Raw genomic sequence first — 22848 nt, 5'->3', positions numbered from 1 at the left:
GGTGGTGGGCCGGGCAGCAGCGGTTCGGGTGGTGGTCCGGGCGGTGGATGCTTGACAAACTCAACCTTTCATCCCTAGTGTCGCTATTGCTTCATGTGGTGAAAGTTCCATGTGTCAAGCGCCAACGACGCCTCGAGACCGCGAGACCCTCATGAACGACAGCATTCCTTCAGTGGTCGCCCGACTGCGGGCCGAGTTCACCACCGGCCGGACCAGGCCGCTCGCCTGGCGGCTGGACAAGCTGGCCGCCCTGCGCACCCTGCTCACCGAGCAGGCCGAGGTGTTCCAGCAGGCCCTGCACGCCGACCTCGGCAAGAGCGCCGCCGAGGCGTACCGCACCGAGATCGGCTTCACGATCAACGAGCTCGACCACACCGTGGCCAACCTGGCGCAGTGGCTGGACCCGAGGCCGGCCGCCGTGCCCGAGGTCTTCCGCCCCGCCGAGGCCCGGGTCGTCCGCGACCCGCTGGGCGTGGTGCTGATCATCGCACCCTGGAACTACCCGCTCCAGCTCGCCCTGGCCCCGCTGGTCGGCGCCCTGGCCGCCGGCAACACCGCCCTCGTCAAGCCCAGCGAACTCGCCCCCGCGACCTCCGCGGCCATCGCCGAACTGCTGCCGCGCTACCTCGGCGAGGAGGCGGTCGCAGTCGTCGAGGGAGCCGTGCCGGAGACCACCGCCCTGCTGGAGCAGCGCTTCGACCACATCTTCTACACCGGCAACGGCGCGGTCGGACGGATCGTCATGACCGCCGCCGCCAAACACCTGACCCCGGTCACCCTGGAGCTCGGCGGCAAGAGCCCGGTCGTCGTCGAGCCCGGCGCCGACCTCGCCGTCACCGCCCGGCGGATCGCCCGCGGCAAGTTCCTCAACGCCGGCCAGACCTGCGTCGCCCCCGACTACGTCCTCGCCATCGGCGACACCGCGGCCGGCCTGGAGAAGGAACTGGCCGACGCCGTCAGGGAGTTGTTCGGCGACAACCCCGCCGAGAGCACGGACTACGGGCGGATCGTCAACGAGCGCCACTTCGACCGGCTCACCGCGCTGCTCGACGACGGGCGAACCGTCGTCGGCGGAGCGCACGACCGCGACGCGCGCTACCTCGCCCCGACCGTCCTCGCCGACGTCCCCGAGACCGCCCCGGTGATGCGCGCCGAGATCTTCGGCCCGATCCTGCCCGTCCTGACCGTCCCCGACCTCGACGCGGCGATCGCCTTCATCAACGAGCGCGACAAGCCGCTCGCCCTGTACGCCTTCACCGAGTCCGCGGACACCAAGCGGCGGCTGGCCGAGGAGACCTCCTCCGGCGCGCTCGTCTTCGGCCTGCCGGTCTCGCACCTGGCGATGCCGGAACTGCCGTTCGGCGGCGTCGGCGAGAGCGGCATGGGCCGCTACCACGGCGAGTACTCGATCGACACGTTCAGCCACCTCAAGGCCGTCGTCGACAAGCCGCTCGGCTGAACCCCCGGCCGAATCCCCTCCTGCCCCTCCTTCCCGTCTCGCCCTGGAGCGCCCGTACATGACCCCGAACGAGCACGTCGCCGCCGTCTCCACCGAAACCGCCCGGTTCGTCGCCGCCGTGCGGGCCGCCGACCCGGCGGTCCCGGTCCCCAGCTGTCCCGGCTGGACCCTCGCCGACCTCGTCCGCCACGCGGGCAGCGTCCAGCGCTGGTTCACCGTCCTGCTCCAGCGGCGCAGCCAGGAGCCGCCCACCAGCCGGGACGTCGAACTGAAGCTTCCCGAGCGGGCGGAGGACTACCCGGCCTGGCTCGCCGAGGCCGCGGCGGAGGCCGACGCGACCTTCGCGGACGGCGACCTCGACGCGCCGATGTGGGCGTGGGGCGTCGACCAGCACGCCCGGTTCTGGGTGCGCCGCATGCTCTTCGAGACCCTCGTCCACCGGGTGGACGCCGAACTCGCCCTGGGCCTGGAGCCCGGGATCGACCCGGTGCTCGCCGCGGACGGCGTGGACGAGTTCCTGACGAACCTCCCGTACGCGGCGATCTTCGCCCCGCGGACGGCCGAACTGCGCGGCGACGACCGGACGATCCGCTTCACCCGCACCGACGGGGACGGCCAGTGGCTGGTGCGCCTGCGCCCCGACGGCTTCGGCCTGGAGCCCGGCGACGCGCCCGCCGACGCCACGGTCTCGGCCACCGCCGCCGACCTGCTGCTCCTCCTCTACGGCCGCACCGACCGCACGGCGGCCGAGATCACCACGGCCGGCGACGAGCAGCTGCTGGAGCTCTGGTTCGCCAACTCCGCCTTCTAGGGCCGCTCCGGCGGAGCGCGGGCGCGAGCGCCCCTGCCGCGACCGAGCCGGCCCGGTGGTTCCATCCACCGGGCCGGCTCGCGTGCGTGGTGGGCGCTGACCCCGCTGCCCCGCTCGTCTCTCGGATCCCGCTGACCTGCGCAGCGGCCGGCCAACGCCGCGCCATCGACCGGCCGCCCGGATCGATGGCGCGGCGTTGGCGCGCTCTCGCAGGCTCGGTACGACAGCGGTTCGGACACCGGACCGCGGGACCGAGGAGGGGCGGATGGAAGCCGAACCGATGGACAGCCGAGCGGTCGCTGCTCCGGGCGCCGAGCAGCAGGAGGCCGGCGACTGCGTGTCGCGGCTGTTCGAACAGCGGGTGCGGGCCGACCCGGGCGGCGTCGCGGTCAGCGACCCGACGGGCACCGTGACCTACGCCCGGCTCAACGCCGACGCGAACCGGCTGGCCGACCTGCTGGTCGAGCGCGGCGCGGCCGCCGAGAGCGTGGTGGCGATCAGCCTGCCGCGCGGCCGCGAACTCGTCACCGCCGTGCTCGCGGTGCTCAAGTCAGGAGCCGGCTACCTGCCGCTCGACCCGGCCCTCCCGGCCCGGCGGCGCTCGGACCTGCTGGCGGCCGCCGGCGCCTGGCTGCTGATCGGGACCGGCACCGAGGACGGCGTGGAGACCGTCGACCCGGCGGCGCCGGAGCTGGCCGCCCGCCCGGAACACGACCGGCCGCAGGCCCCCGCCCCCGGTGACCTCGCCTACGTGATCTTCACCTCCGGCTCCACCGGCCGCCCCAAGCCCGTCGCCGTCACGCACGGCTCGCTGGCCCACCACGCGCAGGCGATCCGGGGCGCCTTCGGGCTCACCCCGGCCGACCGGGTACTGCAGTTCGCCAACCCCGGCTTCGACGTGCTCGGCGAGGAGCTCTACCCCGCGCTGGTCACCGGCGCGGCCGTCGCCGTCGCACCCGCTCCGGTGCCGCCGCCCGTCGAACTGGAGGGCTTCCTGTACGAACAGGGCGTCACCCTCGCCAACCTGCCCACCCCGTACTGGGACCAGTGGGCCCGGGACCTGGACGCCCAGCCGCGCCCGCTGCCCGCCGCGCTGCGCCTGCTGGTCGTCGGCAGCGACACCGCGTACACCCACACGCTCGCCGCCTGGCGCCGGCACAGCGCGGTGCCCGTGGTCAACGCCTACGGCCTGACCGAGACCACCATCACCGCCACCCTGCACGACCTCACCGACCGTCCGCTGCCCGAGACGGACACCCTGCCGATCGGCCGCCCGCTGCCCGGCGTCGAGGTGCACCTGCTGGACGCCGACTTCGCCCCCGTCCCGGCCGGCCTCCCCGGCGAGCTCCACCTCGGCGGCGCCCTGCTGGCCCGCGGCTACCTCGGCCGGCCCGAGCAGACCGCCGAGCGCTTCGTGCCCGACCCCTTCAGCGGCCGCCCCGGCGCCCGGCTCTACCGCACCGGCGACCTCGCCCGGCTCGGCGCCGACGGCGAACTGCACTTCCTGGGCCGCAGCGACGACCAGGTCAAGATCCGCGGCCAGCGGGTGGAGCCGACCGAGGTCAGTGCCGCCCTGCTGACCCACCCGGCCGTCCGCCAGGCGCACGTACGGGCCGTCTCCGACGAAGGCGGCGACACCCGGCTGGTGGCCTACGCCGTACTCGAACCGGAGGGGGCCACCGCCGCCGAACTGCGCGGACACCTCGCCGCCCAGCTGCTCCCGGCCATGGTGCCCGCCTCCTACGTGCTGCTCGACGAGCTGCCGCTGACCGCCAACGGCAAGATCGACCAGCGGGCCCTGCCCGTCCCGGCGCCGGCGGCCGCTCCGGCTGCCCCGGCTTCCCCCGCCGTGCCGCCGGGCGGCCTGGAGGCGCGGATCGCGGCGATCTGGTGCGAGGTGCTGAAGACCGACCGGGTCGGCGTGGACGACAGCTTCTTCGAGATCGGCGGGCACTCGCTGCTGCTCGTCCAGGTACAGCGCAAGCTCTCCGCCGAGCTGGGACGGCCGGTCAACGGCGTCGAGCTGTTCGCGCACCCCACCGTCCGCACGCTCGCCGCGCACCTGGCGGCACGGGAGGCGGGAGAGGGACCGGCAGCGGGAGCGGGTGAGGGACCGGGCGTCGGCGCAGGCGCAGGCGCAGGCTCGGGCTCCGACGAGCGGGCCGAGGCCCGGCGGGCCGCCCGCACCCAGCTCCAGCAGCGCCGCGCGGCCCGGCAGACCGCCGGGGGTGCCCGATGAGCGCGGTCGGTACGACGGACGCCGTCGAGCAGCCCGATCCGGACGGCCCCTACCTGGCCGTGGTCGGGATGGCCGGGCGCTTCCCCGGGGCGCGGTCCGTGGCGGAGTACTGGAGCAACCTGCTCAAGGGGCAGGAGTCGATCACCCGCTTCCCCGGGGCCGCGCCGCAGACCCCCGAGTACACGCCCGCCCTCGGACTCCTCGACGGGGCCGAGGAGTTCGACGCCGCCTTCTTCGGCTACTCACCCCGCGAGGCCCTGATCCTCGACCCCCAGCAGCGGCTCTTCCTGCAGTGCGCCTGGGAGGCCCTGGAGGCGGCGGGCTACGACGCCAAGGCGTGCGAGGGCGCGATCGGCGTCTACGCCGGCAGCAGCCAGACCGCCTACCTCGACACCCTGCTGGCCCACCGGGCGAGCCTCGGGCCGGTCAGCGAGTGGCAGCTGAGGCTGGCTACCGGCATCGACTTCCTGACCTCACGAGTCGCTCACAAGCTCGGGCTCACCGGGCCCGCGATCACCGTGCAGACGGCCTGCTCCACCTCGCTGGTCGCGATCCACGTCGCGGCGCAGGCGCTGCTGGCGGGGGAGTGCGACCTCGCGCTGGCGGGCGGGGCCTCGGTGCACGTGCCGCTGCGCTTCGGCGAGTACACCGAGGGCGGGGTCATCTCGCCGGACGGCCACTGCCGGGCCTTCGACGCGCAGGCCCGCGGCACGGTCGGCGCCAACGGCGTCGGCATCGTCGTGCTCAAGCGCCTCGCCGAGGCCCTCGCGGACGGCGATCACATCCACGCCGTGGTCCGCGGCACCGCCGTCAACAACGACGGCCCGGACAAGGTCGGCTTCACCGCCCCCGGCGTCACCGGGCAGTCCGAGGTGATCCGCGCCGCGCACCTGGTGGCCGAGATCGACCCCGCGACCATCGGCTACGTCGAGGCGCACGGCACCGCCACCCCGCTCGGCGACCCGATCGAACTCGCCGCCCTCACCGCCGCGTTCCGCCACGGCACCGACCGGCGCGGCTACTGCCGGATCGGCTCGGTCAAGACCAACATCGGGCACACCGACGCCGCCGCCGGCGTGGCGGGCTTCATCAAGGCCGTCCTGACCGTCGAGCACGGGCTCATCCCGGCGAGCCTGCACTGGAGCCGGCCCAACCCCGAAATCCCGTTCGCCGACAGCCCGTTCGTGGTCAACGCCGAACTGTACGACTGGCAGCCGACCGGGCACCCGCGCCGGGCCGGGGTCAGCTCCTTCGGCATCGGCGGCACCAACGCCCACGTGGTGGTCGAGCAGCCGCCGGCCCGGGCCCGCGCACAGGCCGCGCCGCGCCCGGAGCTGCTGGTGCTCTCCGCCCGGACGGCCCCCGCCCTGGCCGCCTCGGCCACCCGGCTCGCCGAACACCTGCAGCGCACCGGTGAGCGGCCGTTGGCCGACGCGGCCTGGACGCTCCAGGCCGGCCGCCGCGCCTTCGAGCACCGCCGCTTCGCCGTCGCGAACGACCACCGCGAGGCTGTGGAGCAGCTGCTCGACACCACGACCCCGGCCGGGCGGGCCACCGGCGAACCCCAGGTGGCCTTCGTCTTCCCCGGGCAGGGCGGGCAGCACATCGGCATGGGCCGGGAGCTGTACGAGCAGGAGCCGGTCTTCCGGGCCAAGGTGGACGAGTGCTGCGCACTGCTCGCCGGGGTGCTCGGACGGGACCTGCGGGAGGTGCTGCACCCGGTGGGGGAGGAGCAGACGGCGGCCGCCCGGGAAGCCCTGCGGGACATGGGCATCGCCCAACCCGCCGTCTTCGTCGTGGAGTACGCGCTCGCCGAGCTGTGGCAGCACTGGGGGATCCGGCCGACGGCCGTCGCCGGGCACAGCCTCGGTGCCTTCGTGGCCGCCTGTGTGGCCGGCGTCATGACGCTGCCGGAGGCCCTGCTGCTCGTCGCGGAGCGCGGCCGACTGCTGGGCACGCTGCCCGCCGGGGCGATGCTGGCGGTGCCGCTCGCCGAGTCGGCGGTCGGCGAACTCCTCGGCGGACTCCACGGCGGACTCCACGGTGAACTCCCCGGCGAACTCTCCGGTGACGGAATCGAGTTGGCGGCCGTCAACGGGCCCGAGCAGTGCGTGCTCTCCGGTCCCGAACCGGCCGTCCGGCGACTGCTGGAGCGGCTCACCGCCGAGGGAGTGGACGCCCGGCTGCTGCACATCGCGGCGGCGGGACACAGCGCGGTGGTCGAGCCCATCCTCGCGGAGTTCGCCGAGGCGCTGGCCCGGATCGAGCTCCGGCCGCCGACCCTGCCCTGGGCCAGTGACACCACCGGCGGCTGGGTGCCCGCCGACCGGGCACCGACGGTCGGGTACTGGACCGCCCACATGCGCGAGGCCGTCCGCTTCTCCGACACGCTCACCACGCTGCTCGCCGAGCCGGGCCGGATCCTGCTCGAAGTCGGCCCCGGGCGGACGCTGACCGGCCTGGCCCGACGCCACCCGGCCCGCGGCGAAGGGCAGTCGGCGATCCCGAGCCTGCCGCACCCGGCCGACGGCGAGACCGCCCTGCGGACGGCCCTGACGGCCGCCGGGCGGCTGTGGAGCGCGGGCGCGCAGCTCTCCTGGGAGGCCCTGCGGGGCGCCCGGGAGCCGTGGCGGACGCCGCTGCCGACCTACCCGTTCAGCCGGGACCGCCACTCGCCGCTGCCCGGCGACGCCGCGGCGGCCGCCCCGGCTGCTTCGGTCGGTGTACCGGCCGGTGGCGCGGACGGCGGCCCGGCGGACGGCGGCTCGGCCCGGACGGTGACCGCCGAGGGCGCTGAGGGCGCCGAGCGGAGGGCGCCGGGCGGGGGGAGCCCCGAGGAGCGGCTGGCCCGACTGTTCGCCCAGGTCCTCGGACTGGCGGCGGTCGGCCCGCAGGGCCACTTCTTCGAGCTGGGCGGTGACTCGCTGATCGCCGTGCAGCTCGCCTCGGCCGTCCGCGCCGAGTTCGGGGTGCGGGTGAGCGTCAAACAGCTCTTCGGCGCGCCCACCCCCGCCCGCCTGGCCCGGCTGCTGACCGCCGAGCAGGCCTGAACCACCGGTCCGCGTGACCGCACCGGTCCGAGCGACCCGCATCGGTCCACCTGACGCATCGGTCCACCTGACCGCACCGGTCCGCGTGACCGCCGACGACACCGAGGGAGAAGCATGTTCGAGGACGACGACGGCCGGGAGTACCAGGTCGTCCGCAACACCGAGGGGCAGTACTCGCTCTGGCCGGCGGGCCGGGAGCTTCCGCCCGGCTGGGCGGGCGAGGACGCGAAGGGCTCCCGGGCGGAGTGCCTGGCCAGGATCGGCGAGCTGTGGAGCGACCTGCGCCCGCTGAGCGTGCGCGAGCGGGCCGGGCGATGACCGCTCCGGCCTCCGGTGGCGGGGTGGCGCCCGGTCTCTGGCGCCACCCCGGCTTCCGCAAGCTCTGGGGCGCGCAGGCGGTGAGCGTGCTGGGTGCGCAGATCACCGAACTCGCCCTGCCGCTCACGGCGGTGACGGTGCTGCACGCGAGTGCCTTCCAGGTCGGCCTGCTGGCGGCCGTGCAGTACCTGCCGTTCCTGGTGATCGGCCTGCCGGCCGGGGCCTGGGTCGACCGGCTGCGCCGCCGGCCCGTGATGGTGGTGGCGGACCTGGCGCGCTTCGCCGTGCTGCTGGCCGTGCCGCTGGCCGCCTGGTTCGGCGTGCTGCAGCTGTGGCTGCTCTTTCCGGTGGCCGCGGTGATCGGTGTGCTCACCGTCTTCTTCGATCTGGCCGCGCAGTCCTTCCTCCCCGCCCTGATCGGGGAGGAGCGCCTGGTGGAGGGCAATACCAAGCTCCAACTGGCCCAGACGTCCGGCCAGTTGGCCGGGCCGAGCGCGGGCGGCCTGCTCGCCCAGCTGGTCGGTGCGCCGGTCGCGGTGGCGGCCAACGCGGTCGGCTACGCCGTCTCCGGGCTGCTGCTGCTCGCCGTACGGGTGGACGAGGAGAAGCCGCGGCGGGGCGCCGGCCCGGGCCTGATCGCCGAGATCCGGGAGGGGCTCGGGTACGTCTTCCGGCACCCGCTGCTGCGGCCGATCGCGCTGAGTGCCGGGATCGGCAACCTGTTCGGCCTGTTCGGAATGGTCCAGGCCGTGCTCGTGCTCTACTGCGTCCGCGAACTCCAGCTCTCCCCCGGGGAGTTGGGCGGAGTGCTGGCCGTGGCCAATGCGGGCGTGCTGCTCGGCGCCGCCGTCAACGGCCGGGTCGTACGGCGCTGGGGCGTCGGCTCCGCGCTGCTCGGCGCCACCGTCGCGATGGGGCTGGCCCTCCTGTTGCTGCCGCTGGCCGGGCCCGCCACCGCGCTCCCGGTGCTGGGCGCGGCGATGGCGCTGTCCGGGCTGTGCGCCGCCGTGTTCAACGTCAACCAGGTCAGCCTCCGGCAGGCCGTCACCCCCGCCGAACTGCGCGGGCGGATGACCGCGACGCTGCGGTTCGTGGTCTGGGGGGTGATCCCGCTCGGCACCTTCCTCGGCGGCGCGCTGGCCGGCCCGCTCGGGCTGCGCGGGGTGCTCTGGCTCGCCGGGGCGGGGGCCGTCCTGGCCGGGCTGCCGCTGCTGACCCCGGCCGTGCGCGCCCTGCGCGACCTGCCCGCCGCCGTGGCGACCGACCCCGTGGCGACCGAGCCCGCTGCGACCGAGCCCGCTGCGACCGACCCCGCCCAGGCCGGCCCCGCGGCCCACGCCGGCGGCCCCACCAAGGCCGACGGCCCCACCAAGGAGGACCAGCATGTCTGAGCACCCGAACCCGGGCTCCCCGCGCTGGCTGGTCACCCGCCATCGGCGGCCCGAGGCCGCGATCCGGCTGTACTGCTTCGCGCACAGCGGCGGGGCGGTCGGCGAGTTCGTCCGCTGGGGCGACGAGCTGCCCGAGGTCGAGGTCTGGGGCCTCCAACTCCCCGGCCGGGGCTCGCGGGTCGACGAGGAGCCGTACACCGCCGTCGAACCGCTGGTCGCCGACCTGGTCGAACAAGCCTCCTTCGACGGCCCGTTCGCCTTCTTCGGGCACAGCCTCGGCGCCCTGCTCGCCTACGAGACGGCCCGTGCCCTGCGCGACCGGGGGCTGCCCCAGCCCGAGTGCCTGCTGCTCTCCGCCCACCCCGGCCCGCACCTGCACCGCCGACTGCCGCCGCTGCACCACCTGGGCGACCAGGAGCTGTTCGCCGCGATCCAGGGCCAGTACGGCTCGCTCCCCGAGGAACTCACCGAGGACCCGGAGCTGCTGGCCCTCGTGATGGCCCCGCACCGGGCCGACTTCGAGATCGTCGACACCCACCGCCACCGGCCCGGCACACCGCTCGGCCTGCCCCTGCACGTCTTCGGCGGCACCGAGGACCGGCTGACGCCCGAGGACCTCGCCGCCTGGGAGCGGCACAGCGACGGCCCGCTGCGGCTGCACCTGCTGCCCGGCGGCCACTTCTACCTCCGCGAGCAGCGGACCGCCCTGCTCGACCACCTCCGCCGGGTGCTGCTGACCCCGGCCACCGCCGCCCCGGCCACCGCGGTCACCCCGTCCCCCGACCACCTGTGAAGGCTGCCATGACGAACGCTGCGATGACGAACGACGCCACCGGCCCCGGCCCGACCGGCTTCCTCGCCGAGCTCCAGCTCGGCCGGCTGCGCTGGGACCTGATCAGCCCCTTCCCCCGGCAGAGCCCCGCCGACCGGGCCCGGGGCGACGCCGCCGTGGCGGAGCTGACGGCCTTCCTGCGGGCCGCCGTCGACCCGGAGGAGGTCGACCGCAGCGGCGCCCTGCCGAAGGACTTCCACCAGGAGTGCGCCGAGCGCGGCTACTTCCGCCTCCAGGACGCCCCCGAACAGGGCGGCCTCGGCCTGTCCGCGCAGAACGCCTTCCGGATGATCCAGGCCGCCGCCAGCTGGTCGGTGACGGCCTGCTACGCGATGGCCGTGCACCTCGGCCTCGGCGCCGGCGCCTACCTGCCGGTGCTGGCGGAGGGCGAGTTGAAGACCGAACTGGCGGGGCTGCTCGCGGACGGCGCGATCTCCGGCGACGCCGACACCGAGCCCGCCGGGGCGGTCAACCGCTCCCGCACCACCACCGCCGTGCCCACCGGGGACGGCCGCGGCTACCTGCTCACCGGCGAGAAGGTGTTCATCCAGAACGGCCCGATCGCCCGGCTGCTGCGCGTCTCCGCCACCGTGAGCGAGGGCGGCCGGGAGACGATCCGGCTGTTCTTCGTGGACACCACCGACCCGGGCTTCGCCGTCAAGTCCTGGCACGAGTACCTGGGCCTGAAGGGCCTGCCCAACGCGGCGCTGACCCTGGACGGCGTGTTCGTCCCGCACAGCCGGGTGTTCGCCCCGGCGGGCCTGGCCCCCGACGCGGAGTGGCGGCTCGCCCCGGCCCTGCACAGCATCAGCGTGCGCGGACGGATGTACCCGATCTCCGCGCCCGCCCTGGCGGTCGGGCGCCTGAGCGTGCACTGGAGCCGCGAGTTCGTGCGGCGCCGGTCGGTGGCCGGGCGCGGCCTGGAGCAGTACGAGGAGATCCAGCGCATCGTGGCGACCGGCCTGGCCGAGGTCTTCGCGATGGAGAGCGTCGTCGAATGGTGCCTGCTCGCGGAGGACGCCCACCCGGGCATCGACCTCGACCCGGAGCAGACCGCCGCCAAGAACATCACCTCGCTGACGGCCTGGCGGATCATCGACCGCACCCTCTCGCTGCTCGCCGCCGAAGGATACGAGACCGCGCGCAGCAAGGCCCGGCGCGGGGCTCAACCGCTGCCGGTGGAGCGCTACTTCCGCGACGCGCGTGCGCTGAGGGTGGCCGGCGGGGTGGACTTCCTGGTGGACCACTGGGCCTCCCGGCGCGCCCTCTCCCGGCACTACCCCGAGCCGCTGCCGGTGGCGGCCGAGCCCGTCGGTCGGCCCTGGCAGACCGAGACGCTGGCCCCGCGCAACCGCGGGCACCTGCGCTTCGTCGCCGAGCAGGCGGTGGAGTACGCGGCCGTCGCCCGGGGCCTGGCCGAGCGCCACCACGACCAGGAGGAGCTGTTCGCCCGCGAGCACACCCTCATCCTGCTCAACCAGGTCAACGCCGAACTGTTCACGATGTCCGTCGTGCTCGCCCGGGCCGCCGCCCTGGACCCCTCGGGCAGCGGCCCGAGCCAGGACCTCGCCGACGTCTACTGCGCCGACGCCCGCCAGCGCGTCGCCGACGCCCGGCGGCGCCTGGCCGAGGACGAGCAGGAGCAGCCCGGGTACGGCGCGCTCGCCGACCGCTGGCTGCACGGCGAGGGCCTGGACTTCCTGCTGCGCGACACCGTCACCGACACCCCTGCGGCCGGCTGAGCCGTACCCCTGCCCCGGCTGCACCCGCTTCGGCCGTACCCGCCCCGGCCGTAACCCGCCAACCGCTCTGAAAGGGCCGTCCATGTTCGAGCTCTCCCGCTCGCAGGAGATCGTCTGGCTGCACGAGGAGCTCTTCCCCGACAGCCGCGCGTACAACTTCACCGCCGCCCTCGACCTGCGCGGACCGCTGGACGAGGCGGCGCTGCGCCGCAGCCTGGCTACCGTGCTGGAGCGCCACGAGGGCTTCCGCCTGGAGCTGGTGCCCGACGGCTTCCCGCCCCTGCAACGGGTCAACCACGACTGCGGCCTGCGCTGGCGCACCGTCGACCTGCGGGGCGAGCCCGACCAGGAGGCGGCCTTCGAGGCGCTCTGGCGCGAGCAGCACGACGACCCGTTCGACACCGCCGCCGCGCCCATGGTGCGCTGGACGCTCGTGGCGCTCGGCCCCGACCACCACCGCCTGCTCCAGACCGAGCACCACCTGGTGCACGACGGCTGGTCGTTCGGCCTGGTCCTGCGGGACGTCTTCGCCACCTACCGCGAGCTGACCACCGGTGTGCCCGCCGCACTGCCCACGCCGCGCTCGTACGCCGAGCACGTCCGCGAGCAGCTGGCCGCGCAGGCCGAGCCCGGGCACCAGCGGGAGGCGGTGGCCTACTGGCGGGAGACCCTGGCGGGCGCGGCCTTCGACCTGCCGCTGCCCGGCCTGGTGGACAGCGCGCGGGTGCGCGAGGTGCCGCACGGCGAGCAGCTGCGCTACCTGCTGGAGCCCGAACTCGCCGACCGGCTGCGGGCCGTGGCCCGGCGGGACGGCCACACCCCGTTCTCGATCCTGCTCACCCTCTTCGCCGAGCTGCTGCACCGGCACAGCGGCCGCACCGACCTGGTGATCGGCAGCGCCGTGGGCAACCGGCCGCCCGGCCACGCCGAGACGGTGGGGATGTTCGTCAACACGGTGCCGCTGCGGGTGCGCCTGGACCAGGCGGACACGGCGCTGACGGCCGTCGACGACGTCACCGAGGTGCTGTTCCGCTCGCTGCCGCACCAGGGCGTGCCGATCCAGGACCTCGCCCGGGAGCTGGGCGCGCACTCCGCCGCGGGCCTGGACAACCCGCTCTTCCGGGTCATGTTCAGCGCGCACGACGCGCCGCTGCCGCAGCTGGACGCCCTCGGCCTGGAGGTCTTCGTCCACGAGGGCTACAACACCGGCACCTCGCGCTTCGACCTCGACGTGGTGCTGATCCCCGATGCCCGGCGCACCGTCAACTCCCGTACGGAGGACGCCGGAATGCTGCTGATCTGGGACCACGCCTCGGACCTCTTCACACCCGGGCAGATCGACGCCCTGCACACCGAACTGACCGCCATGCTCCGCGGCTACCTCGCCGCCTCCGACACCCCGCTCGCCGCCCTCTGACGCCCGCACCGCGACGTACCGACCGTGAGGACAACGACGTGACCACCGCCACCACCCCGCTGCCGAGCCTCGCCCGGGGCGGCGCCCCCGCCCCCGCCCCGGGCACGGGCGAGGGCCCGCTCGACTGGTTCGACAGCCGGCTCGCCAAGGATCCGGACGCCCCGGCCGTGGTCTGCGGCCCCGACACCTGGAGCTACCGGCAGCTGGACCGGCACGCCCGGCTGATCGCCGAACGGCTGCACGGCCTGGCCGGCCCCGGCGAACTGGTCGGCGTGCGGCTGGAGCGCTCGCCGCTGCTGGTCGCCGCCGCCGTGGCGCTGGCCCGGCTCGGTGCGGTCTACCTGCCGCTCGGCACCGAGCCCGCCGAGGAGCGGCTGCGCGCCCTCACCGAGCAGGCCGGGATCGGCTGCCTGCTCACCGAGGCCGGCGCCGAGCCGCCCGCCGGCTGGCACCTGGAGCAGCCCGCCGAGCTGCCGGGCCTGGGCGTGGCGAGCCGCGGTGAGGGCCCGGCGCCCCGGCGCACCGAGGCCTTCTACGGGGTGACCACCTCCGGCTCCACCGGCACCCCGAAGATCGTGCTGGTGCCCGGGGCCGCGCTCGCCAACCTGGTGCGCTGGACCTGCGACCGGCTCGCCATCGGCCCCGGCAGCCGGGTGAGCCTGCTGATCGGCACCACCTTCGACCCGCATCTGATGGAGCTCTGGACGGCCCTGTGCTCGGGCGCCGCGCTGCACATCGCGCCCGAGGAGGCCCGGGGCTCCACCGCCGGGCTCTTCGACTGGTGGCGGGAGGCGGCCGTGACGCACTGCATCCTGCCCACCCCGCTGGCCGACCTGGCCTTCTCACGTCCGTGGCCCACGGGGCTGGCGCTGCGCCACCTGTCCGTGGGCGGCGACCGGATGCGGGTGCGGCCCCCCGCCGGGTGCACGGCCGTGGTGCGCAACATGTACGGCCCCGCCGAGGCCACCGTGCTCACCACCGCGCACCGGCTGGAGGCCTCGGCAGCCGGTCCGGACGGCTCGGCCGGTTCGGACGGTGCGGACCGCGTGGAGCCGGTGCCGATCGGGGTGCCGATCAGCGGCGTCACGGTCGGCGTCGCGGGCCCGGACGGGGAGCTGCTGCCGCGCGGCGAGAGCGGTGAACTACTCATCGGCGGAGCCGGGTTGGCGCTCGGCTACCTGGACCGGGCGCGCACCGCCGAGCGCTTCGTCCCCGGCCCGGACGGCCTCGGCGGGCGGGTCTACCGCAGCGGCGACCGCGTGCGGATGCGGGCCGACGGAGTGCTGGAGTTCCTGGGCCGCCTGGACGACCAGGTGAAGATCAGCGGCGTCCGGATCGAACCCGCCGAGGTCGAGGCCGCCCTGGAGGCGCACCCCTCGGTGCGCCGCGCCGTGGTGGTCCCGGTGCGGGGCGCCGGCGGGGCGCTCCGGCTGGCCGCCTTCCTGCGCCCCGCCGAGGGCGCCGAGCCGGCTGAGGCCGAGGTGCTCGCGGCCGCCCGGGCCCGGCTGCTGCCCCAGGCGCTGCCCGCCCTGGTCCGGGTCCTCGCCGACCTCCCGCTCAATGCCAACGGCAAGATCGACCGCGCCGCGCTGGCCGCGCTCGTCGCTCCTGCGGCGGTGGAGCCGGCGGTGGAACCGGAAGCGTTCGCGGAACCGGCGGCAGTACCGGAGCCGGCGGAGGTATCGGAACCGGCGGCGGAGCCGGAGGCGGCCGGGGCCGCCCCGGAGGGCTTCCTGCTCGCCACCTGCCGTGCCCTGCTCGACCGGCCCGAGCTCACCCTCGACGCCAACTTCGCCGAATCCGGCGGCACTTCACTGGCCGCCGCGCACCTGCTGGCCGCCATCGAGGAGCAGTACCGGATCCGCTGCCGGGCCGCCGAGGTGATGCGCCAGCCCGACCTCGCCGCGCTCGCGGAGCTCATCCGCCGCCGCGTCTCCGAAGGCCGATGAGAGAACTGATGGACCGTCAACTTCCGGAAGGCCCACCGATGGACCGATCGAACCTGACCGAGCGCTACCTCGCCGAGGTCGCCGCCCACGGCGCCAAGGCCGCCGAACTCATCGGCCGCCAGCCCGAGATCGAGCTGCTCACCACCAACTACAACGGCTTCCTCTCCCGCCCGCTCTTCCTCGGCCACGAGGAGAAGACCCGGCTCGCCGCCGACCTGGAGCTCTTCCGCGGCGCCCTGCTGAGCCTGCCCGACCGGCTCTTCGGCGGGGACCTGGCCGCCTTCGGCGAGGCCGTGGGCGTCACCGGGGTACGGCTGGAGACGATGCTGCGCAGCCGGGGCGCCTCGGTGACGCGAATGGCCCGGACCGACCTGTGCGTGGACGAGACCGGCTTCAAGCTGCTCGAAGCCAACATGAGCAGCGCGCTGGGCGGCATGGACAACGCCGTGATGGCCCGGGCCCTGCTGGAGCACCCGCTGCTCGCCGACTTCGCCGAACGGCACGGCCTCGGCTGCCTGGACACCATGAGCGAGCTGGTCGCCACCATGTACGCCGAGACCGGCCTGGGCGCCGAGAGCCGGCCCGTGGTCGCGATGGCCGACTGGCCGAGCAGCTACCAGGACCGGTGGGCCCCGATCCTGGCCGAATTCTGCGCCCACCTCCAGGACTTGGGCGTGGACGCGCACGCCTGCCACCTCGGCGAGTTCGAGTACCGCGACGGGCGGGTGTGGCTCGGCGAGCGGGCGGTGGACATCGTGCTGCGGATCTTCATCAACGAGGACCTGCTGGAGTCCGCCGAGGCGCCGGCGCTGATGGGCCGGGTGCTGGACGCCGCCGACCGCGGCGAGGTGCACCTCTTCGCCCCGCTGGAGGCCGAACTGTACGCGAGCAAGGCGGCGCTGGCGATGCTCTCCGACGAGCACAACCGGGGGCTCTTCGGCGCGGACGAACTCGCCGCCCTGGACCGCCTGCTGCCGTGGACCAGGATGGTGCGCCCCGGTGCGGTGACGCTGGAGGACGGCACGACGGCCGACCTCCTCGACCACGCACTGGCGCACCGGCACGAGCTGGCGCTCAAGCCGACCGTCTCGCACGGCGGCCACGGGATCGTGCTCGGCTGGGACGAGTCGGTCACCGCCGAGCGTTGGCACGAGCAGGTGACGGCCGCGCTCGGCGGCCCCTACGTGCTGCAGCGCCGGATCAGGCCGGTCACCGAGCTGTTCCCGGACGAGCACGGTAGGTTGCAGCCCTGGCTGATCGTCTGGGGTGTCTTCACGATGGCGAACGGCTTCGCCGGGGTGCTGGCCCGGGGCACGGCGGTGGAGAGCGGGGTCGGTGTCGTCAACGTCGCCAACGGCGCCTTCTCCGGCTCGGCGCTGTACGAGCTGCCGCCCGTCTGAGCCGCCGCCCGTCTGGGCTGCTGCCCGTCTGGGCCGCTGCCCGTCTGAGCCGTACTGGGGTTCACCCGGAATTCGGCCCGACGACCGGCTGCGTCGGTCTCGTGTTGCGATCGTCGGACGGACACCGGGTGTCCGCCGACACCGAGAGGAACAGGGGAGGGTCACGTGCGGGTCCTGCTGCTGGGGCCGGTCGAACTGTGTGCCGAAGGGGGCGCGGTGCTGCCCATCGGCAGTGCCAAACGGCGCGCCGTGCTGGCCGGGTTGGCCCTGGAGTTCAACCGGACCGTGCCCGTCGGGCGGCTGATGCGGCTCGCCTGGGAGGGCACCCCGCCGCCACGGGCCCGGCAGGCGCTCCAGGGCCATGTCGCCGCGCTGCGCAAACTGCTGGGCGGCGGGCTGGAACTGCTGACCCAGGACAACGGATACCGGCTCACCGGCGCGGCCGACCAGGTGGACCTGTACCGCTTCGAGGAGTTGGTGGGCCGGGCCGCCCACACCGACGACCCACGGATCAAGGCCGGCCTGCTGCGCGACGCCCTCGCGCTGTGGCGCGGCTGCCCGCTCGCCGACCTGCCCGCCGGGGAACGCCGCGAGACCGCCGCCCGCTGCCTCGACGAGCAGCACCTGGGCGTGCTCGAATCCTGGGCCGAGGTCGAACTCGCCCTCGGCCGGGGCGGGGAGGCGATCCCCTCGCTCGACCAGGCCGTGCGGGCCGACGGCCTGCGGGAGTCGCTGGTCCGGGTGCTGATGCTCTGCCTCCAGCAGGACGGGCGGCAGGCCGAGGCGCTGGAGCGCTACCACCGGACGCGCGAACGGCTGGTGCTGGAACTCGGCGTCGAGCCGGGCTCGGGCCTGCGCGAGGCCTTCGAGCAGGTGCTGCGGGCGGAACCGCCCGCACCGCCCGCGCGCCCGGCCGCGCCCGCCGCGCTGTCTTCGCCGGCTCCGGCTCCGGCTCCGACTGCACCTCCGACTGCGGCTCAGGAACCGGCCGTGCCGCCCGCCACGGTGACCGTCCCGTGGCCGGCTCCGGGAGCGGCCGCAGGCCCGGCGCTCCCGCTGTCGCCGCGCCAACTCCCCCGCGCCGGAGGCGGGTTCGTCGGCCGCGAGGAGGAGTGGAACTGGCTCGACCGGGTGCGGGAGGCCGACCCGGAGGAGCCCGCACTTGCGGTCGTGGTCGGCCCGGCCGGGGTCGGCAAGACCGCCCTCGTGGTGCGCTGGGCCCACCACGCGGCCGCCCACTACCCCGACGGCCAGCTCTTCGCCGACCTGCGCGGGTACGACACCCGTGCCCCCGAACAGCCCGAGAACGTCCTGGGCGGATTCCTGCACGCACTCGGCGTCCCCGCCGCCGAGATCCCCGCCGACGGCGCCGACCGCTCCGCCCTCTTCGCCGAACTCACCCGCACCCGACGGCTGTTGCTCGTGCTCGACAACGCGAGGGAGGCGGCCGACGTACGCCCGCTGCTGCCCACCGGCGCGGGCTGCGCCACCGTGATCACCAGCCGGTCCGCGCTGGCCGAGCTGGTCGCCCGCGAGGGTGGCGCCTGGCGGTCGCTGGACTGCCCGGGGCCGCAGGACGCGCTCGCGCTGCTCGCCGCCGCGATCGGCCCCGCCCGGGTCGCCGCCGAGCCCGAGCAGGCGGCCCGGCTGGTCGAGCTGTGCGACCGCCTGCCACTGGCCGTCCGGCTCGCCGGCGCCCGGCTGGCGGCCCGGCCCGGCTGGCGGATCGCCCACCTCGTCCAGGAGATCACCGACCAGCAGGCGCACCCCGACGGCCCGGACCACCCCGGCGGCGCGGGCGTCACGGCCGCCCTCACCCTCAGCAGCCGGCTGCTGCCCGAGGCGGCCGCCCGGCTGCTGTCCCTGCTCGGCGCCCACCCCGGAGCGGAGATCGACCTGCTCGGCGGCGCGGCCCTGCTCGGCTGCCCGGCCGAGGAGGCCCGGCAGGCCTTCGGCAGCCTGGCCGGCGCCCACCTGATCGGCGAGCCGCACCCCGGGCGGTACCGCCGCCACGCCCTGGTCGCCCAGTACTGTCGCCGCCAGCTCGCGGAGCGGCACGGGCCGCCGGAGCGCGCGGCCGCCGCTGCCCGGCTGACCGACTACCACCTGGCGGCCGTCGCCACCGCCGCCGGCCGGCTCACCCCGTACCCCTGGCTGCTCTCCCGGCACCGCGAGCACCGGCCGCTGAACCTCCCGGTCATGCCGGACAACGCCGCCGGGCTCGTCTGGTTCCGCGAACAGGAACCCGTGATCCGGGCGCTGGTCGAGGAGGCGACCGCCCGGGGCGACCACGACCGGGCCTGGCGGCTGGCCGAGAACTGCAGCACGCCGTACTACACCCACCCCGACTTCCTCGGCCGGTGGCGGACGGTCGCCGTCGCGGGGCTCCGGGCCGCCGAGCTCGCGGACGACCCCGAGGGGGTCTGGCGGCTGCGCCGGGTGCTGGGCCTGGCGCAGGTGAAGGGGCAGGAGTGGGCGGCCGGCCTCGCCGAGCTGGAGCGCGCCGCCGCGGCCGCCGCATCGGCGGGCGGCGGCTGGCGCCGACGGCTGCCGACCGCGCTCGCCCTGGGCGAGGGCCTGCTCGACGCCGGGCAGCCCGACCGGGCCCGGCCGCTGCTCCAGGAGGCGGCCCGGCTGGCGGAGGCCGCCGACCGTCCGCGTACCGAGGCCACCGCCAGCTACCACCTGGCCGCCACCCTGCTCGCCCTCGGCGAGCCCGGGACGGCCCTGGAACACGCCCGGCGCGGCCTGGCCCTGCTCGCGGGCGGGTCGAAGCCGGACCTGGTCTGGATGCTGACCATCCAGGCCCACGCCCTGCGAGCGCTCGGCCGGCTGGAGGAGGCCCTGGTCTCGGCCCGCCGCTCGCTCGACCTGAGCGACCGCCACGGCCCGGCCGCGGGGGAGGCCGGCATCAGGCGGCTGCTCGCCGGCCTGCTGGCCGCGCTCGGCCGCCGGGAGGAGGCCGCCACCCACTTGGCCCGGGCGGCGCAGCTGCTGGAGGCCTCCCGTTCGGAGACCGCGGTCGAGGTGCGGCGCGAGCTCGGGCTGCTGACGGGCGCGGCGCGTCCCCGGTGAGGCGGTGGGGCGGTGGTCGGCTCGGTGGGCAGCCCGGCCTGGGTCAGCGGCCGGGCCGGCCGGCGGCCAGCTTGCCGCTGAGCCGTTCGGTCGGGCGGCCCTGGCGGGTGGCCAGGTCGAGGGCGTGCCGCCACCGGGCCTGGGCCTGTTCGTGGCGGCCGAGTTCGGCCAGCACGTCGCCGACGAACTCCGCGCAGTACCCCTCGACCCGGTGATTGCCCTGGGAACGGCCCAGTTCGAGGGCCTGGCTGCTCCAGGTGATCGCCTCCCCGGCGCGGCCGAGCCCGTGGAGGGCCTCGGCGTACGTCTGGGTGGAGATCACCAGGAAGGGGTCGGCCGTCCGGCCGGCGAGCAGGCGCAACGACTCCTCGACGGCGGGCAGCGCGGCCGCGGGGCGGTCCAGCCCGAGCCAGGCGTGGGCGATGTTGTTGAGCGACTGGCCCAGCAGGCGGTCGTCGGCGAGTTCCCGCGCGGCGGCCACGGTGGCCTCCAGGTGGGGTACGGCCTGCTCGGGCCGCCCGTCCGCCACCAGGAGGTTGGCCAGCCTGGTGCGGGTCAGGTGGCTGAGGGCCGGGTCGCCGAGCCGGTCGGCCAGCAGACAGGCCCGCTCGGCCGGGCGCAGGGCCTCCCGGAGCCGGCCCTGCTCCTTGAGCGCGCCCGCGTGGTCGGCGTACAGATCGGCCCACCGGTCGGCCGTCCCGGCGGCCTCGGCGGCGGCCAGCGCGATCGCGACGGTCTGCTCCCACTCCCGCAGCAGGCCGCCGTCGTCGTAGTAGAGGAGCCCGGCGTTGACGGCCAGTCGGCAGCCGTGGTCCACCAGCCCCCAGCCCTGGGCGAGCCTGACCAGCTCGCGGATCGCGGGCTCCTCACGGCGGAACCAGTCGAGCGCCCCGGCGGGGCCGGAGAACTGCGGAACGCCGCCGGACGGCGGCGAATCCGCCTGGTGCCAGCGGGTGTTGGGGCGGGCGGTGGCGGCCGCGGCGGTGGTCGCGGCGAGGTAGTAGTCCAACAGACGGGCGCGGGCGGCCCAGATCCGGACGACGGGCGGTTGCCCGGGGTCGGCCGGGTGCCCGGGGGCTGGCGTCCGGGCGGGCTGCAGCAACTGGCGGGAGTAGAGCCGGACCAGATCGTGCCGGGCGTACCGGCCGGGCGCGGTCTCCTGGAGCAGGTGGGCGGAGTCGAGCGTGGTGAGCGCCGCGCGGACCGACCGGAGGTCCGTGCCCGCGAGGGCGGCCGCCGCGTGGGTGTCGATCTGCTGGCCCGGGTGCAGCCCGAGCACGCCGAACAGCTCCAGCGCCGGGACGGGCAGGGTGCGGCAGCTGAGTTCGAGCGCGGCCTCGATGCTCAGCGAGCCCGCCACGGCCAGCGCGGCCAGCCGCGACCGCTCGTCGGACAGCTCCTCGGCCAGCGCCGCCACCGGCCACCCCGGGCGGGTGGCCAGTCGGGCCGCCGCGATCCGCAGCGCCAGCGGCAGCCCCTCGCAGAGCTCCACCACCCGTGCGGCCGCCGAGGGTTCGGCGGCGAGCCGTTCCGCGCCCGCGACCCGGGCCAGCACGGCCAGCCCTTCCTCGGCCGTCAGCAGACCGAGCGGCAGCACGGCCGCGCCCTCCAGCGCCACCAGCTCGCACAGCCGCTCCCGGCTGGTGACCACCGTCAGACAGCCGGCGCCGCCGGGCAGCAGCGGGCCGACCTGCTCGGCGTCGCGGGCGTTCTCCAGCACGATCAGCGCCCGGCGCTCCGCCAGCACCGTCCGGTACAGCGCCGTCCGGCCCGCCAGATCCTCCGGGACGCAGGCCCGGGACACCCCGAGCGAGCGCAGCAGCGCGGCGAGCGCCTCCTCCGGGGTGAGCGGCGCACCCTCGTCGAACCCCCGCAGGTCGACCCAGTGCCGGCCGTCCGGGAAGGAGCGCGCGAAGCGGTGCGCCCAGCGCAGCACCAGCGCGGTCTTGCCGACCCCGGCCGGGCCGGTGACGGCCAGCAGGCCGTCGGCCAGCCCGACGGCCTGCCCGGCGTGCTCCTCCAGCCAGGCCAGCTCGTTCGCCCGGCCGGTGAATCCGCGGGCCTCGCGGGGGAGTTGGCTGACGGAGTGGTCGGGGGCGGTGGCGTCGGGCGCTGTGGGTGCGGGCGGCGTGGGTGCGGGCGGCGTGGGCGGCGCGGCGGTCGGTGCCGCCGGCCGTGGCGCGGTGAGGGAGCCCGGCGCGCCGGCCGAGCGCGGTGCGGCCGGCGGCCACGGGACGGCGGCGGCGACGGGCTCCGCCGTGCGGACCGGTGCGGCGGGGCGAGCGCCGCGGGCCCGGCGGGCGGGCCGGGCGGCCCCGGTCCGGCCGCCGGCCGCGGGCTGGCCGCTGCCCCCGGCCGGGCGGGTGGGCGCGCCGCCCGCCGGGACGGTGCCGAGCACTTCGTCCAGGGCCGCCCGTAATTCGGTGCCCGGGTCGACCCCGGCCTCCTCGGTCAGCCGGGCGTGAACGTTCCGGTAGACCGCCAGCGCCTCCGGGTCGCGGCCGTCCTGGTGCAGACAGAGCATCAGCAGCCGGGCCAGGGACTCGCGCAGCGGGTGCGCCGCGAACGCATCGGCCAGTTCGGCCGTGACGAGCGCCCCCTGTCCGGAGCGCAGCAGCCGCTCGGTCAGCTGCTCCAGGGCTCGCAGCCGGGTGCCCTCGAAGTGCTGCGCCGAGCGCTCGCGCAGGGCCCGGGAGCCGCAGTCCGCGAGCGCAGGGCCGCGCCACTCGCCCAGTACCCGGCGCAGCAGCCGTACCGCCGCCTGGTCCTCCTCGGCCTGGGCGCGCGCCAGCAGACCGTCCTGGCGGTGCGCGTCGATCTGGTCCGGGTCGGCCTGCAACAGGTACCCGGGCTCCCGGGTGATCAGCCGGACGCTGTCGTCGAACAGCCCGCGCAGGCTGGCCACATGACCCTGCAACACGGCCTTGGCGCTCGGCGGCGGTGCCTGGTCCCACACCATGTCGAGCAACCGCTCGACCGGCACCACCCGGTTGACCTCCATCGCCAGCGCGGCCAGCACGGCCCGGCGCCTGGCACCCCCGATGTGCACCGCAGAGCCGTCGCCCGCCCGAAGTTCCACCGGCCCCAGCAAGAGGATCTCCACGAGCTCTCTACTCCTCCGAGGCCGCCTGGACGGCGTGAGTCATGACAACTCGGAATGTAGAC

13 protein-coding genes are annotated in these 22848 nt (G+C 75.7%); 12 read left to right on the top strand and 1 reads right to left on the bottom strand.

The window, feature by feature from the left end:
• Positions 1 to 151: 151 nt before the first annotated feature.
• The 12 genes from OP86_RS03275 to OP86_RS32755 all read left to right on the top strand — a co-directional run bounded on the left by OP86_RS03275 (position 152) and on the right by OP86_RS32755 (position 19683).
• On the top strand, positions 152 to 1459 hold the full coding sequence (locus OP86_RS03275; protein WP_209440333.1) for an aldehyde dehydrogenase family protein: 1308 nt from the start codon (positions 152 to 154) through the stop codon (positions 1457 to 1459).
• 58 nt (positions 1460 to 1517) lie between these two features.
• Complete coding sequence (locus OP86_RS03270) at positions 1518 to 2270, top strand: maleylpyruvate isomerase family mycothiol-dependent enzyme (protein WP_033330805.1); 753 nt, start codon at positions 1518 to 1520, stop codon at positions 2268 to 2270.
• 265 nt (positions 2271 to 2535) lie between these two features.
• Entirely contained in the window at positions 2536 to 4509 is a 1974-nt protein-coding gene (locus OP86_RS03265; RefSeq protein WP_051829620.1) for a non-ribosomal peptide synthetase, read from the top strand.
• Positions 4506 to 7559, top strand: coding sequence for a type I polyketide synthase (locus tag OP86_RS03260; RefSeq protein ID WP_051829619.1), 3054 nt, complete (start codon positions 4506 to 4508; stop codon positions 7557 to 7559). Before OP86_RS03265 ends, OP86_RS03260 begins: the two co-directional genes overlap by 4 nt.
• Positions 7560 to 7673: 114 nt before the next feature.
• Positions 7674 to 7877 carry an MbtH family protein gene (locus OP86_RS03255; protein ID WP_030062298.1) on the top strand — a complete coding sequence of 68 codons (204 nt, stop codon included), beginning with the start codon at positions 7674 to 7676 and terminating at the stop codon, positions 7875 to 7877.
• Positions 7874 to 9268, top strand: a complete 1395-nt coding sequence (locus tag OP86_RS03250) for an MFS transporter (protein ID WP_051829618.1) — start codon at positions 7874 to 7876, stop codon at positions 9266 to 9268. Before OP86_RS03255 ends, OP86_RS03250 begins: the two co-directional genes overlap by 4 nt.
• Positions 9261 to 10061 (top strand): thioesterase II family protein, encoded by an 801-nt coding sequence (locus tag OP86_RS03245; protein ID WP_051829617.1) that lies wholly within the window; start codon positions 9261 to 9263, stop codon positions 10059 to 10061. The genes OP86_RS03250 and OP86_RS03245 overlap by 8 nt, the downstream gene beginning before the upstream one ends.
• A gap of 8 nt (positions 10062 to 10069) precedes the next feature.
• Positions 10070 to 11842 (top strand): acyl-CoA dehydrogenase family protein, encoded by a 1773-nt coding sequence (locus OP86_RS03240; RefSeq protein WP_078653552.1) that lies wholly within the window; start codon positions 10070 to 10072, stop codon positions 11840 to 11842.
• An 82-nt stretch (positions 11843 to 11924) separates the two neighbouring features.
• Positions 11925 to 13259, top strand: a complete 1335-nt coding sequence (locus OP86_RS03235; RefSeq protein WP_030062303.1) for a condensation domain-containing protein — start codon at positions 11925 to 11927, stop codon at positions 13257 to 13259.
• A gap of 38 nt (positions 13260 to 13297) precedes the next feature.
• Entirely contained in the window at positions 13298 to 15208 is a 1911-nt protein-coding gene (locus OP86_RS03230; RefSeq protein ID WP_051829615.1) for an AMP-binding protein, read from the top strand.
• Between the two features lie 38 nt (positions 15209 to 15246).
• Complete coding sequence (locus tag OP86_RS03225) at positions 15247 to 16608, top strand: hypothetical protein (RefSeq protein ID WP_030062306.1); 1362 nt, start codon at positions 15247 to 15249, stop codon at positions 16606 to 16608.
• 165 nt (positions 16609 to 16773) lie between these two features.
• Positions 16774 to 19683 (top strand): AfsR/SARP family transcriptional regulator, encoded by a 2910-nt coding sequence (locus tag OP86_RS32755; RefSeq protein WP_051829614.1) that lies wholly within the window; start codon positions 16774 to 16776, stop codon positions 19681 to 19683.
• Between the two features lie 43 nt (positions 19684 to 19726).
• Here OP86_RS32755 and OP86_RS38640 read toward each other — a convergent pair whose 3' ends face one another.
• Complete coding sequence (locus OP86_RS38640) at positions 19727 to 22786, bottom strand: AfsR/SARP family transcriptional regulator (protein ID WP_037777709.1); 3060 nt, start codon at positions 22784 to 22786, stop codon at positions 19727 to 19729.
• Positions 22787 to 22848 lie beyond the last annotated feature (62 nt).

The sequence above is a fragment of the Streptomyces novaecaesareae genome, assembly GCF_000716875.1.
GTDB lineage: Bacteria > Actinomycetota > Actinomycetes > Streptomycetales > Streptomycetaceae > Kitasatospora > Kitasatospora novaecaesareae.
This window is presented reverse-complemented; position numbering and strand designations above follow the sequence as displayed.

Bases quoted from the DNA above. Each gene is read 5' to 3' on its own strand.
- OP86_RS03250 (WP_051829618.1), top strand. From the start codon at position 7,874: ATGACCGCTCCGGCCTCCGGTGGCGGGGTGGCGCCCGGTCTCTGGCGC.
- OP86_RS03260 (WP_051829619.1), top strand. From the start codon at position 4,506: ATGAGCGCGGTCGGTACGACGGACGCCGTCGAGCAGCCCGATCCGGAC.
- OP86_RS03235 (WP_030062303.1), top strand. From the start codon at position 11,925: ATGTTCGAGCTCTCCCGCTCGCAGGAGATCGTCTGGCTGCACGAGGAG.
- OP86_RS03265 (WP_051829620.1), top strand. From the start codon at position 2,536: ATGGAAGCCGAACCGATGGACAGCCGAGCGGTCGCTGCTCCGGGCGCC.
- OP86_RS03245 (WP_051829617.1), top strand. From the start codon at position 9,261: ATGTCTGAGCACCCGAACCCGGGCTCCCCGCGCTGGCTGGTCACCCGC.
- OP86_RS03225 (WP_030062306.1), top strand. From the start codon at position 15,247: ATGGACCGATCGAACCTGACCGAGCGCTACCTCGCCGAGGTCGCCGCC.
- OP86_RS03275 (WP_209440333.1), top strand. From the start codon at position 152: ATGAACGACAGCATTCCTTCAGTGGTCGCCCGACTGCGGGCCGAGTTC.
- OP86_RS03270 (WP_033330805.1), top strand. From the start codon at position 1,518: ATGACCCCGAACGAGCACGTCGCCGCCGTCTCCACCGAAACCGCCCGG.
- OP86_RS03240 (WP_078653552.1), top strand. From the start codon at position 10,070: ATGACGAACGCTGCGATGACGAACGACGCCACCGGCCCCGGCCCGACC.
- OP86_RS03255 (WP_030062298.1), top strand. From the start codon at position 7,674: ATGTTCGAGGACGACGACGGCCGGGAGTACCAGGTCGTCCGCAACACC.